Genomic DNA, 14,300 nt, shown 5'->3' with positions numbered 1-14,300 from the left:
TAACACCATATTGCCAGCTCTTTATCGATGTCTCGGGGGATGTACATTTTTCAAATGCAATGTTGGAAAAACTCGTTAAAATCCACGCAAAGATAAGGTTCCAACTACATGATTGGGGCTATTCTGAAAAACGTCATTAATGAAATCCCCTTGTTAATTCTGATGACTTTTTAGCTACAGAACATTACTATCCGTTGGTTTATTACTGAATTCTATTTTTTTAGTTTTTTGGATCTTGTAATATTCCCCCCCCTTTCAATATCAATTAGTATCTAATATCAACAAATATCAAATCCAATATTTCGGCCCTAGGCCATATATCTACCGTATTTCCACTATATTTCTACTGAATATCAACTAATATCCAGTATCAATAAATATCCGTCCAACGATTAATTCACATTAAATTAAACCATCCACTTTGCAATCCCCAACTATTTAACCGAATTTTATTCATCTATCAACATACCATATTATATCCATGACACGTAGTTCTATTTTTATGACCTTTATAGTAGGAATGATACTTGCGGGGTGCGGGCCAGAACCCGACACATTTCTTAACAACAAAGTAATCGCCCACCGCGGTGCTTGGAAAGCCGAAGGCCTTCCCCAAAACTCCCTGGCTTCTCTTAAACAGGCCATTGACATCGGCTGCATGGGGTCCGAATTTGATGTTTGGATGACGGCCGATGGGATTCTGATCCTAAATCATGATGCAGATTATGATAGTCTAGTGATGGAAACCTCTACATACGAACAAATTTTGGCCCTCAGGCTACCCAACGGTGAGCGCCTGCCCACCGTGGAGGAAGTGCTCCGAAAAGGGATGTCGCAAAATAAAACAAAACTCATCATGGAGGTAAAACCCTCCAAAATCAGTACAGAAAGGGGGCAGGAACTGGCTACCAAGGCCGTGGAAATGGTTCATAAGATGGGTGCCCAAAAGTGGGTGGATTACATCACCTTCGACAAACATATCGGAAGCAAAATCATCGAACTGGATCCTGATGCCAATGTGGCCTATTTGATGGGAGACAAAACTCCCCAGGAATTGAAGGATGAAGGTTATTTTGGGTTTGACTATAATATTCGGGTACTGCGGGAAAACCCACATTGGATCCAAGAAGCCCATGATTTGGGATTGACCGTTAATTGCTGGACGGTAAACAAAAAAGAAGACATGGAGTGGCTGTTGGATAATAATGTGGAGTTTATCACTACCGACGAACCGGAAATGCTTTTGGAATTGGTAAACAAATAGGCTCAACATCTACCTGTCCAATGTTACCACCATCCGGAGGTAACTTTGGACAGGTAATCTGTGATGCATTTTTCTCCCAACGCAATAATGCCCATTTTATAACCATCCCCATATTGAACGCAAAAAGGAATCTCTGAGCAGAGTCTGACAACTCAACTAACAACTTTTCTACACAATAGCCGCCCCTGCCGTACTTTTATTTTTACTATGGCAAAAAAATACAAGAAGGTTTTATTTCCAATTAACATGTTGCAAGTTGGTTTTTGCTCCGATACGCAATCCAACCATTCCAGGAAATGCAGACGATCGTTATACATACCCAGCGATTAGTACAAATATTTTTTTAGGTTTTACCGATCTGTCACCCGGCCTTTTAAACAAAGCAACTTCGGACTTTTAAACAAAGTGATATGCTTTTGTGTGCGCTACATTTGACCTATCAATTTAATCTAACAAAACAATTTAAAAAATGGAAACTAACAATTATCAAGGGGCTTTACAGAAACCGATAGGTTCTGGCTTCAACCCAAAATCAACCTCTACAGAAGTGATAAAAGGAATTGACCTTTCAGGAAAAACTGCCATTGTAACCGGAGGCAACACAGGCATTGGATTGGAAACGGTTAGAACACTTGCAAATGCGGGTGCAACCGTCATTGTTCCAGCAAGGGACATCGAAAAGGCAAAGAAAAATCTTCGAGGAATTAAGAATGTGGAAATAGAAGAGATGGATTTGATTAATCCCACTTCTATTGACGCATTTGCTGAAAAGTTTTTGGCTTCGGGCAGACCATTAAACTTGCTTATCAACAATGCAGGTATTATGTGGGTACCACTAAGAAGGGACAGCCGTGGCATAGAATCGCAATTTGCGGTAAATTACTTAGCACAGTATCAACTTACGGCCAAACTTTGGACTGCGCTTAAGAAAGCGGATGGAGCCAGAGTCATCAACGTTTCTTCCCACGGACATCAATTCGCACCTATCAATTTTGACGACCCGAATTTTGAACATCGGGAATACGAAACCTTACAAGCCTACGGACAATCAAAAACTGCTGTCAATTCGTTTTCTCTTGAATTGGACAATCGGGCCAAAGAATTTGGAGTAAGGGCATATTCCTTACACCCCGGCTCTATAGGCGGAACTGAATTAGGCAGGGAAGCTCCATTAGAATTGTTCGTGAAAATGGGCTTTTGTGATGAACAGGGAAATGTGATGCCCGAAGTTGCGGCTTCCCTTAAAACCATTCCGCAAGGTGCGTCTACAACAATATGGTGCGCTACAAGTCCACAATTACACAACATTGGTGGTGTGTATTGTGAAGATAACGACATTGCTCCATTGGCTTCAGACACCGAAATGTCAAATGGTGTAAAACGCTATTCCTTAGACGAAGCAAAAGCAAAACGCTTGTGGGAATTGGGTGAAAAACTAACAGGTTTAAAGTTCCAGTTCGATAAGGTGGTTACAAACAGTCAGGTATAGGACGGGTTATGGAGTTGCGGGATTTGAAGAATATCATAAAATTAAAACCATCTCAATTCCTGTAATGGCTAATTAGTAATCAAAAAATTATTGAATTTAGGTAGTGGCAGGAGCAACTACCTAAATTCAACTCACTTAATGACAATTTGTTTAAAAGTGTATTTTCAAAACAATTTTACTTTATAAATTTAAAAAATGGAACACATATCAAAACATCTGATACCCGAAATAAAACTTTCCTGTTATGAGGATAAATTTTCCAAAACGGAAATCGTGTTTGACCAACACATGCTCATTTGGTTCATTTCGGGTGAAACCAAAATTGTGCAGGCTGAAGCAACGCATACGTTTAGGACTGGCGATATTTTTCTTATTCCAAGAAACAAGCCTGCTACAGTTATCAATTATCCAAAGGACGGCTTACCGCATAAAACAGTCGTAATGCTTTTAACAGAGAAAATTCTAAGAAATTTTTACAGTAAGGTAGAAGTAAAAACTAATATTACTCCTGTTCCAAAAATTCACATTTTTAAGAACCACCCATTACTTGAAAGTTGTCTTGCTTCTTTAGTTCCGTATTTTGATGTGAAAGAACCTTTTCCGGAAAATCTAGCATTGCTAAAAATTACGGAAGCAATAAGCATTTTAAGAACCATTGATACGGAAATTGACAGCGTGTTGGCAAACTTTGACGACCCTCAGAAAGCCAATTTGATCAGCTTTATGGAAAAAAATTATATGTTCAATATGCCACTGGAAAAGTTCAGCTATTTGACGGGAAGAAGTCTTACTACTTTCAAGAGGGACTTTATGAATGCGTATAACATTACCCCACAAAGGTGGCTGACTCAAAAACGGCTTGAATTGGCACACTACCAACTTGCGGAACGAAAGAGTAAGCCCATTGAGGTTTGTTACGAAGTTGGCTTTGAAAATTTATCCCATTTCTCGTTTGCATTTAAAAAACAGTTCGGTTATGCCCCTACAGCGTTGACAGGACAAATAGCAAGGCACTAACATTCTTTAAACCAAAAAAAATTCAGCAACAATGTTGACAGCATTACTACTCCTACTTAAACGGCTATACGCTAAAAGAAAAATGCCAACCGTTAGTAGATATACCTCAAATCCAGCCTTGCGGACAATTATACCTGATTGGCCAGGTACACCGTTAGACCAAAACGGCTTATTCATCAACCAGGAATATCCAACTGTGATTAGTTTTAGAGCCGTCTTAAAGTTTATGACGCAACGAAATCCCCAAACAAATCATCACCTCTGAATTTCTCCCACAGCCTTAAAAATTGGCAGAATAAACGGGGGCTCCTTTCACAGGCATTTCTGCCGCGAATACGGAACCGCTTAATGGATATTCAGCCAGTTTTTCGTCGCTCATATTTTCCCTAGCAGTGGTGATAAGCAGCTGCTTCCCATCTGTGCCACCAAAGGCACAGGACGTGACGTTGGGTGCTGGTACTTCTATTTTATCCACCAATTTTCCGGTTTCCGGGTTCCAGCAATGCACTCCCGATCCGCCATAGTGGCCAATCCAAAGCAGTCCATTTTCATCCATGCACATGCCGTCGGGCGTACCTAGCTCCTCAGGAACCAAAATCACGTCCTTTTTAAAACGAATGTCTCCGGTGTGTTGATCAAAGTCAAATGCCTGCACTTTTTGAGTGGGACTGTCGATGTAATACATCGTTTTACCGTCTAAAGACCAGCATAACCCATTAGAAATAGTCACGCTAGAAATCATCTGATGCGGTTTCCTGTCAATGCCGATACGATAAAGATATGCTGCTCCCTCAGTCATTTCCAAGCTCATCGTCCCGACCCAAAGCCTTCCCTGCGGGTCACAGGCGCCATCGTTGCAGCGCATAGACGAATCATCCGGATGCAGATCAAGCAACCATTCCAAGGATTCGGTTTTTGGATCGAATAAGGCGAGCTTGGCATCCAAGGCCATGAGAAGTTTGTTTCCAGTAGCTTCGATCACCATCGTCAGCCTATGGGGAAAATCCCAAGTAGTGACCTGTCCGTCTGGTAAGCTATACCGGTATAAATGTCCACCTTCTATGTCCACCCACAAAAAGCTGTTCCAAGCTGCATGCCAAAGGGGACCTTCTGCCAATTCGGATCGGCAATCGTATAATAGGGTAGCTTCCATAAGAATCTGCTTTAATTACATAACCCTCAGGGTTACTCCTTGAGGGTTTTTACTGTTTTTGAATAAAGTTAATTATTTGGCCAATAGGTCGCAATCTTACGCTGCAAAAAGGCTACACTGCGCTCCAACTGATCCATGCCGTCGACACCGTCTTCAATACTGATCCAGCCGTCAAAACCTACCCGCTTCAATTCAGAAAAGATGGCATCATAGTCATTCATGCCCTTCCCTATTTCACCATGGCTCAACCGCTTGGCATAGCCTACAGCTCCGCCTTCCTCATTGCGGAGATCCTCAATGGTGCCATATTTCAGGTACCGGTCACTGGCATGCATGGTAACTACTCGATGGGAGACTTTTTTCAATAATTCCAGAGGATCCTCACCCGCTAGAAAGGTGTTGCTGGGATCGTAGTTAACCCCAAAGTTTGGATGGTCAATGCTGTCAACTAACTGACAAAACACATCCATCTTTTGGGCAAATTCGGGATACTCCCAAAAATCGTCTTTGTAGTGATTTTCCAAAATCAGGGTAATTCCCCGCTCTTCGGCATAAGGGATGCAAGCCGTAATTGAATCCGCTGCAAGTTTTACCCCCTCGTCAATAGTTAGTTCAGGACGTTTTTGGCCGGATAATACGCGGCAATAGCTTCCACCTAACACATGTGTCATATCTATCCAATTTTTCTGTTTTGCTATTTCCTTCTGACGGAAAGAAGCGTCCGGGTGGGTAAAATCCGGAGAACAGCACATCATGGGGATGGTTTTTCCCGTGTCCTCAACCATCTGGCGGAATTCCGGCCATCGGATTTTGTCCTCCATTTCCAAAAATCCCGCATACCATTCCAGCCCCTCAATTTCCAATTGACTGGCGAGATCCACCCATTCCCTTATTTTCATGGTACCGTCTTTGCATAAAGCTTGCATAAAGGCCTTTGGAAATGCTGCTAATTTGGGCATATATAGTCTTGATTTATTTTTAACTTTAATTGAAAATTTTACTTAATAGTACTGGTATCCTTGGGAGGGTTTCTTCCAATCATGGGATACTGTTCCAGATCCATCACCTGACCGGTCACAGGTCCAGATTCATCAGCCAACCAAAAAATAGCCGCAGCGGCAATTTCCTTGGGCAAAATGATCCTGCCTGATGGGGCATACATATCAGGAAGCCCCTCATACCAGGTATCGGAAAGTCCGTGCTCCTTTTTCCGTTGAATTTCCGTTTCCGTAAGGACCCATCCCGGATTGATCTGATTTACCTTAATTCCATGCTCCCTAAAAAGGGTATCCCCCAGATTCCGGGTCATGGTCATCAGACCTCCCTTGGAAATGCTATAGGCCAACAGGTTGGGCTCTCCACTCCAAGCATTGACAGATCCGATATTCAGCACGGCACCCTTTGTGGTGGCCAAAAAAGGAAGCGCAGCCTTAATCAACAAAAAAGGGGCAATGGTATTTACCGCCAGCACCTTTTCCAAATAGGCCTTATCAGTGTCCTTAATATTCGACGAAACCACCATGGCTGCGTTATTCACAAGACCATCCAACTTTCCATAAACTTGGATCGCTTTGTCGATAAGCCGTTGCGGAGCTCCGTCTGCCTCCAAGTCGTCGATATGCAGCACTGCATTTTCCTTACCAATCTCTTCCACTACCTGCCTTCCCCAATCTTCTTCCAATCCGTGGATTACAACCTTGGCACCCTCTTGTACGCAGCGAATGGCAATGGCTTTACCTATACCTGTTGTACTGCCGGTGACTACTATAACTTTGTCTTTTAAACGCATCATCAAAAAGGTTTAAGGACACTTTTCACTACCTCACCATGGTGCATTTTCTCAAAGGCTTCCTGCCAGGATTCCAACGGCCAAACCCCTCCGATTATGGGTCTAACATCCAGGATTCCAGCCGCCATCATGGCAATTACCTTTTCCCACATGGGCCAGTTATGGCTAAAGCTTCCCTGTAAGCGTACATTCTTCTGCACAATGGGATCCAGCGAGAAATTGCATGGCTGTTTGCCCCAGCCTACTTTGGTGATTTGACCATTAGGCCTCACCGCTTCCATGGCTATTTGTAGCGTGTTACTATGTCCAGCAGCATCCACAATTAGGTCCGCACCCATTCCATCCCAGCTTCTTGCCCATTCCGTAGCATTTCCAACCAGTCCGGTGCACCCGTATTGTTCTGCGATTTTTAATCTTCCCCTATCTGCTTCCAAACCCAAAATGGCCACTTCGGCACCGTTTAGTTTGGCCATCAATGCGCAAAGAATTCCAATGGTTCCGGGACCAATGACCAATACCCGATCACCCGGTTTCACATGGGAATTAGCCACTACGGCGCTGTATGCTACACAGGAAGGCTCAGTAAGACAGGCCTGTTCGAAAGGTACATTTTCCGGAACATGGTGCAAACACCTGGCTGGCACCCGTACATAGCGGGTCATGGCACCGTTTACCCCGTATCCAAAGCCTTTACGGGTAGGGTCTAAATTATAAAGGCCAATTTTACTCATGGGATTCAGGGGATCGATTACGGCGGCCGTTTCACTTACCACCCTATCCCCTACTTTCCAACCTTGTACCAGGCTTCCAACATCGGCTATAATACCTCCAAATTCATGTCCAAGAACCACCGGATAATTTACCGGCCAGCTATGGTCCGAAGTCCACTGATGCAGGTCGCTGCCACATACACCTACATTGGATACCTCCAATAATATGTCTGTTTCACCGATAACGGGTACTTCCAATTCCCTAATTTCTACCGAACCCTTGGTTTCGGCATAATTTACTACTGCTTTAGATTTTTCTATTGACATTGCTGCTGTATTGATTTTGGGTTCTTAGTTTACTTTTTGATGGCGATATCTCCATAAGCGTGAATTGCCTCGCAGATCATGCGTAGGGATTCTTCCAAATTTCCGTCAGCGGTTTTGAAGGCGTCAGCATCGATGGTAAGTGGAGCACCCAATACTACCAGGGGAGCACCGTACTTGGGGCACTCAATGGCCTGCTCCAGAGATAACCCTCCTACGGCCTGTACGGGAATACTTACCGCATCCACCACTTCACGAAGCTGGTCCATGGGGCTGGGCATCCTTTTTCCCTGCGCAGCTATACCCCTACGCTCGTCATAACCTATATGATGAATCACAAAATCACATCCCAGGTCCTCCAAAAATTTAGCTCCCTCTACCATGTCCGGACAGCCCAGGTTATCTCCCATTACCTGACATCCAAAGTCCTTTCCTGCCTGAACAACACACTTGATGGTCTCTTCATGCGCACGGGCCATGACGACCACATAGTTTGCTCCGGCCTTGGCCATCATCTCCGCTTCCAGGTAGCCCCCGTCCATGGTTTTCAAGTCGGCTACAATTGGGATATTTGGAAATGCTTCACGGAGCTTTTTTACACCGTGTAGGCCTTCCGCCAGAATCAAAGGCGTGCCGGCTTCCAGCCAATCTACCCCCGCCCGAAGAGCCATTGCGGCTGTTTCCAATGCTTCATCAATATTGGTTAAATCAAGTGAAATTTGAACAATAGGTTTCATGCGTATCAAGTTGATCGTTTAAATTTATAAAATTGAATAGAATAGTCAGTAAATAGAGAAAGCCATAAGTAAAACTTGAGAAGTTTCATTCAGAGACCAAATGCAATCTTATAGGACTTTTGAGAAAATGCCTCGCAATAAAAATAGAAATTTGATTACATAGATCGGAAATTTGATGGGTTTCACTTGTTAATACATGCTTTTTACAGGAAAGGCTATTTAAATGTTGGCTTTTTTAAAGTCAATTCCAAATGATTATCTACAATGTTTTTATGGATACAACTGCCGTTCTGAACCTTAGAACACATTTAATGGCTTCAATTCCTTGAAAATCAACCTTTTTAAATCCCCATTTCTAAATCGGGTTTGGAATATTTCTACACAATTCTAAATGAAAAAACTAGTCAAAAATCGTCTTTAATATAAAATTTCTGTTAAATCCATCTATTGTTTGTGCTTAAGACTTAGTAATAATTTAATGTTTGGTATAACCCAAACTAAAAATAATTTTATACCTTTGAGATAAGGCATGTTACCCCACAACCAAACCAGTTACCCCTTGGAAAATAGACCCAACATACTCTTGAGGGATAATTTCAACCCCATTCCTTCCGGTTATTCTAAATCCAGTGATAGGGAAGTGTGGGATACGTTTAGGTTGGGTAATGAGTCTGCGTTTATCACGATCTATTCAACTTATTTTGATGAGTTATACCGATATGGGAGGAGATTTGTCAGACAGGAACAATTTCTCAAAGACATTATCCAAGATCTTTTTATATCCCTGAGGAAAAACCGGGCCACGTTAGGAGGAACGGATAACATCAAATTTTACCTATTTAAGTCGCTTAAGCGGAAAATCGTAAAGGAAGAAAAGCGATGGATCAATCAAACGGAACAACTTCCCGAGGAATTTCAATTTGACGTGTATTTTTCTCCCGAACAAATGTTGATTGACCGGCAGATAAGTGAGGAAATCGCAAACCGTATTAATTTGGCACTACAGCAGCTTAGTCCCCGCAAAAAAGAGGTTATTTACTATTTTTTCTTTGAGGAACTCAGCTATTCCCAAATTCAAGAGATTATGAAATTGGATAATATTAAGTCGGTAAGAAACTTGGTGTACAAGGCCTTGGATTTTTTGAGAGATATTTTAGGCTAATTTCTTGAATTTGGCAAAAAAAAATCGAAAAAATAGATGTCATTTTTCAATTCCAGGGCTTTGTGAGTTGTAAACATGTGACTGACCCATGCACGCAGTAATTGAACTTTTATCCCAAGCGGAATTTGTACGGTGGGTACAAAATCCCGACGAAGAGCTGGATGCTTTTTGGAAGCAATGGATGATCGCCCATCCGGATCGGATAGGAGATGTAAAGCTGGCCCGTGAGCTATTGTCGGGAATGAGGTCAATACCTATGGATTCACCATCCAAAGAACTGAAACAGGACATACTATTAAAAGTCCTTCAGGATGACAAAAAGACTCTTTTGTTGAGGCCTAAAAAAGATATTGATCCTCCAACAAACAATTTCGGGTGGGATGGATTCAGCCAATTTCAGCGGGTAGTGGCGGTCTTATTCATCGGATTTTTAACGGCAGTTTTATACACGATCAGTAATCCAAACTTGGAAGAAAAAATCTCAGAGCCAATTGCTGTGGAGTGGGTCTCTAGAAAAACCAAAAAAGGAGAGAAATTGAAAATCACTCTTCCTGACAAAACTGAGGTTTGGTTAAACGCATCCACAGAAATCTCATACCCTGAGAGGTTTGAGGGGAATGAAAGGTCAGTCACACTACGTGGAGAAGCATTCTTTGACGTTCATTCAGATAGTTTACAGCCGTTTGTAGTATCGGCCTCCGGACTCTTGACGAAGGCAGTCGGCACTTCCTTTACGGTCTATAGAGACCGCCAAACTCAAAAGACCAAGGTATCATTAGCTTCCGGAAAAGTTCAAATCACCCATCCTGATGCTGCTATCAATGAGTGGTTAGCACCCGGACAACAATTAATTTTCGATGAAAAAAACCACAAAACCGATATTGGAACCTACGACTGGAAACGGGAAATTGGCTGGAAAGAAGGTTGGTTAGTTTTCAAAAAGGCAAGTTTTATAGAAGTAGTTGATGCACTTGAAAATTGGTATGGGGTCAAAGTTAAAACTATAAATCATCCAACCCGAAAATGGGATTATTCCGGAGAGTATCAACGACAAACATTGGATAATATCTTGGAAAGCATGGCTTACATAGAACAATTTACATATACAATAAATGAAAATCAGGTAACCATTAAATTTTAAAACATGAAAAAAAACCCGGAAAACACCAGTTAAAAAAAGCCAACTGAATAAATCAGTTGGCTCAGTGTCGGTCAATGCTTGCATAACCATTGGGGAATGAGCCGCAAGCAAAGACCTTGTTTAGTGAAATAATCCAATAAACCTTTCAAAATTATGAAATTAAAATTACAAAAGACAATTTATATGTTGTCCAGATACTTCTTGTATGGGTTCGTGGTTCAACTGTTGATATTCAACTTTGTGTTGGCCGTCAATGTCAATGGTCAGTACAAATCCATTAGTGACGTACATGTTAAAATTGACCGGGAGACGCTGACCTTGAATCAGTTCTTTGGAATGATTCAGAAGCAAACTCCCTTTCAATTTTCATTTGACCAAAAAGACATAGATAAGCGATCGCTTATTTTTTTGGAGAAAAAAGATGGAACAGTTGAGGAATTTTTGTCGGATGTTTCCAAGCAAACCTCCCTCCGATTCCGTCAATTAAATAATAGTATTGATGCCATAAAATTGTCGGAGAATATTGAAGATTTGCCAGCTATTGTGGATATCAATATCCGCGGCACAGTCAAGGACGAAAACGGAGATCCCCTACCCGGAGCGACCGTAACTATCGACGGTACAAGTAGGGGCACAGTTACAGACATAGATGGTAATTATACTCTTGAAGTACCCGATGATGCCGTTTTGGTTATTTCTTTCATTGGATACAAGGCGTTAAAAGTACCGGTGGGCAATCGGACTGTGATTGAAACTACCATGGAACTGGATGAGTCCAGTTTACAGGAAGTCGTAGTCGTGGGATACGGGATGCAAAAAAGATCGGATCTTACCGGATCAATCGGGTCCTTGAAGGAAGAAGCTTTTAATAAAGGCGTAATCGTATCTCCGGAGCAATTGCTTCAGGGTAAAATTGCCGGCGTAAATGTAACGGCAACAAGCGGAGAACCTGGTGCCGCCTCCAGAATGACCATCCGTGGACCAGGATCTGTAAGGAGTGGCAGTGGGCCGTTGTTTGTGGTGGACGGAGTTGCGCTTGATAATGCTTCTTCCACTACCGGTGGGGCAGATTTGGGCGTTTCGGGTTCAGCACCAGCCAACCCGTTGAACTTTCTTAACCCGGCAGATATTGAATCCATTGATGTATTGAAAGACGCTTCTGCTACGGCCATTTATGGTTCTAGGGGTGCAAACGGGGTAGTTTTAATCACAACGAAAAAAGGGGACGCCGCAGAGCCAAAACTTAACTATAGCAGCAGCTTTGCTTTTTCCCAAGTTACAAAAACCATTGATGTACTCAATGCGCAGCAGTTTAGGGATTTTACCAACCAATATGGTGATCCCGACAATATAGGTCCTGCAAACACATTCTGGCAGGATGAAATATTCCGGTCGGCTTTTACGCATGACCATAATATTTCCTATGGAGGTGGCACGAAAAACGGAAATTTCTATGCCTCCATCAGTGCGTTGGATCAGGAAGGCGTCGTGATGCAGAGTTCGATGAAGCGGTATACCGCACGAATGAACATGAGTCAACGTTTTATCAATGACCGTCTGAAATTCGGCATCAACCTAACTACCAGTAACACCCGAAATGACTCCCCTCCCATTGGCGACAACGCCGGAGTTGGCGGTGATGCCTTGTCTAACGCACTTACCGCAAATCCAACCTATCCCACCCGAAATGCGGATGGTTCTGCTTACCTCTTCCCCGAGGGAATAAATCCGCTAATGATGATGGATATGTACACCGAATTCTCAAAAGTCAATCGGGTTTTAGGTAACATAGATGTAGGTTTTGAAATTTTCAAAGGCTTGGAATACAAGTTGAATGTGGCTGTGGACAATTCCCAAGGTTCACGAATAAGCCAGATTAGCAGGCACACGGTACAGCGTCTACCTCATCCAGGAGGTCGGTTGCAGGATGCTACCACGGAAAATGGCAATTTTCTGACAGAAAGTTTCTTGAATTACAGATTTTCGCTCGGTGATGGAAAGCACGATTTCAGTGTATTGGCAGGATATTCGTATCAAAAATTCAACAATTCCTTCAGGTTCTGGAGTATTAATAACTTCGCAACTACGGAAATCGAAGCATATAGAAACCCCGGAATCGGATCTGACCTCTCAATCGGGATCAACAGACCCGGTGGTGGAGCCAGTGAAAATGAGTTACAATCTTACTTCAGTAGGATTAATTATAACTACGATGAAAAATATTATCTGACAGCTACAATGAGAGCGGATGGATCGTCGAGATTTGGAGCTGATAACCGCTACGGCTATTTCCCATCCTTCTCCGCTGCATGGCAGATTTCCAATGAAAGCTTTCTAAGCAGTGCGGTGTCACTGAGTAATCTCCGATTAAGAGCGGGTTGGGGAAGAACTGGTAACCAGGATATTCCCTCCTATATTACCCAACAATTACTGACGGTAAATACCGGTCCTGGATCCGGCTATGCACTTACACCAGGTGCCAACTCAGCAGTGTCACCGGGAATTAACTTTGTTCGGCTGCAAAACCCAGGTATCAAATGGGAGGTCTCCTCACAGACAAATATTGGATTTGACTTTGGATTCTTTGGAGAGGAACTGTATGGTACCGTTGATGTCTTCCGGAAAGTATCCAGTGACATTCTTTGGGAAACTTTAACAGGTGTGGACCCCATTGTCGCTACTTCATCCTTCTGGAGCAACTATCCAATGGAAATCGAAAATACAGGTTTGGAGATAGCACTAGGATATCGAAAAAATATCGGAACCGATTTCAGGTTGGATATTGGCGGAAACATCAGCTTCCTGCGCAACAACGTGAGTAATTTGCCAGTTTCCATCTTGCGTACCGGGGGTATCGGAGGACCGGGGCTGTCAGGTGTCCAGGTTAACGGATTCCTAAATGACTTTCCGGTAGGCACCTTTTGGATACATGAATGGATTGGCTTGGATGAGGCTGGAAACAACCAATTCCGTGATGTAGACGGTGATGGGTTAATAACTGATGCCGATTTTGTCAATGGAGGTTCCGGACTGCCAAGAACCATCTTTGGGTTTTACACTAATGCATCTTACAAACGGTTTGACCTAACAGTAAATTTCAATGGCGTATCTGGCAATCAGATCTATTGGAACGATGAAAATGCCTACTTTAACCTTCCAAGACTGGTAGCAGGTAACAATGTATCAACCAACGTGCTGGATTTCCCTGAGGAAAGTAGAAACAACTCAGCCTCTCCCTCTACCCGGTTTATACATGACGGTGATTTTATCCGGCTTAACAACGCCAGCCTCGGGTATAACTTCAATACCAGTTCTATTTCCTGGTTGCAGAATATGCGGTTTTCCGTAACAGGACAAAACCTGCTCACCATTACCAACTACCCCGGATTCGATCCAGAAGTGGATACTCCAAGATCACAGGGTGGTTTTGTGTCTACAGGAATAGACGGAACGCGTTATCCCACCGCCAGGGCGTTGGTTTTAGGTTTAAACATCACATTTTAAAGTCACCGAG

General features: G+C 42.8%; 11 protein-coding genes. 6 read left to right on the top strand and 5 right to left on the bottom strand.

The genetic code is table 11. The features are described 5' to 3' along the window. Positions 1-481 precede the first annotated feature (481 nt). From FQ608_RS21610 to FQ608_RS21600, 3 genes are all read left to right on the top strand, one after another. Entirely contained in the window at positions 482-1,264 is a 783-nt protein-coding gene (locus FQ608_RS21610; RefSeq protein WP_234364320.1) for a glycerophosphodiester phosphodiesterase, read from the top strand. A 469-nt stretch (positions 1,265-1,733) separates the two neighbouring features. Continuing rightward, complete coding sequence (locus tag FQ608_RS21605) at positions 1,734-2,753, top strand: SDR family NAD(P)-dependent oxidoreductase (RefSeq protein ID WP_158860576.1); 1,020 nt, start codon at positions 1,734-1,736, stop codon at positions 2,751-2,753. A gap of 195 nt (positions 2,754-2,948) precedes the next feature. Next, on the top strand, positions 2,949-3,770 hold the full coding sequence (locus tag FQ608_RS21600) for an AraC family transcriptional regulator (protein WP_158860575.1): 822 nt from the start codon (positions 2,949-2,951) through the stop codon (positions 3,768-3,770). Positions 3,771-4,050: 280 nt separating this feature from the next. Here FQ608_RS21600 and FQ608_RS21595 read toward each other — a convergent pair whose 3' ends face one another. The 5 genes from FQ608_RS21595 to FQ608_RS21575 all read right to left on the bottom strand — a co-directional run bounded on the left by FQ608_RS21595 (position 4,051) and on the right by FQ608_RS21575 (position 8,483). Then, the gene (locus FQ608_RS21595) at positions 4,051-4,923 is read right to left on the bottom strand and encodes an SMP-30/gluconolactonase/LRE family protein (protein ID WP_158860574.1); all 873 of its coding nucleotides are present in this window, start codon (positions 4,921-4,923) and stop codon (positions 4,051-4,053) included. Positions 4,924-4,991: 68 nt separating this feature from the next. After that, positions 4,992-5,882, bottom strand: coding sequence for a sugar phosphate isomerase/epimerase family protein (locus FQ608_RS21590; RefSeq protein WP_158860573.1), 891 nt, complete (start codon positions 5,880-5,882; stop codon positions 4,992-4,994). A gap of 38 nt (positions 5,883-5,920) precedes the next feature. Then, positions 5,921-6,712, bottom strand: coding sequence for an SDR family NAD(P)-dependent oxidoreductase (locus FQ608_RS21585; RefSeq protein ID WP_158860614.1), 792 nt, complete (start codon positions 6,710-6,712; stop codon positions 5,921-5,923). A gap of 2 nt (positions 6,713-6,714) precedes the next feature. Further along, positions 6,715-7,749, bottom strand: a complete 1,035-nt coding sequence (locus FQ608_RS21580; RefSeq protein ID WP_158860572.1) for a zinc-binding dehydrogenase — start codon at positions 7,747-7,749, stop codon at positions 6,715-6,717. A 29-nt stretch (positions 7,750-7,778) separates the two neighbouring features. Next, on the bottom strand, positions 7,779-8,483 hold the full coding sequence (locus FQ608_RS21575; protein WP_158860571.1) for an orotidine 5'-phosphate decarboxylase / HUMPS family protein: 705 nt from the start codon (positions 8,481-8,483) through the stop codon (positions 7,779-7,781). A gap of 559 nt (positions 8,484-9,042) precedes the next feature. Between FQ608_RS21575 and FQ608_RS21570 the strand changes: the two genes are divergently transcribed. From FQ608_RS21570 to FQ608_RS21560, 3 genes are all read left to right on the top strand, one after another. Then, a complete protein-coding gene (locus tag FQ608_RS21570) occupies positions 9,043-9,645 on the top strand; it encodes an RNA polymerase sigma factor (protein WP_234364319.1) in 603 nt (200 codons plus the stop codon). A gap of 88 nt (positions 9,646-9,733) precedes the next feature. Next, positions 9,734-10,786: a FecR family protein gene (locus FQ608_RS21565; RefSeq protein ID WP_158860569.1), complete on the top strand. Its 1,053-nt coding sequence runs from the start codon at positions 9,734-9,736 to the stop codon at positions 10,784-10,786. 153 nt (positions 10,787-10,939) lie between these two features. Further along, complete coding sequence (locus FQ608_RS21560; protein ID WP_234364318.1) at positions 10,940-14,290, top strand: SusC/RagA family TonB-linked outer membrane protein; 3,351 nt, start codon at positions 10,940-10,942, stop codon at positions 14,288-14,290. Positions 14,291-14,300: the final 10 nt, after the last annotated feature.

It is taken from the genome of Lunatibacter salilacus (genome assembly GCF_009797935.1).
GTDB lineage: Bacteria > Bacteroidota > Bacteroidia > Cytophagales > Cyclobacteriaceae > Lunatibacter > Lunatibacter salilacus.
This window is presented reverse-complemented; position numbering and strand designations above follow the sequence as displayed.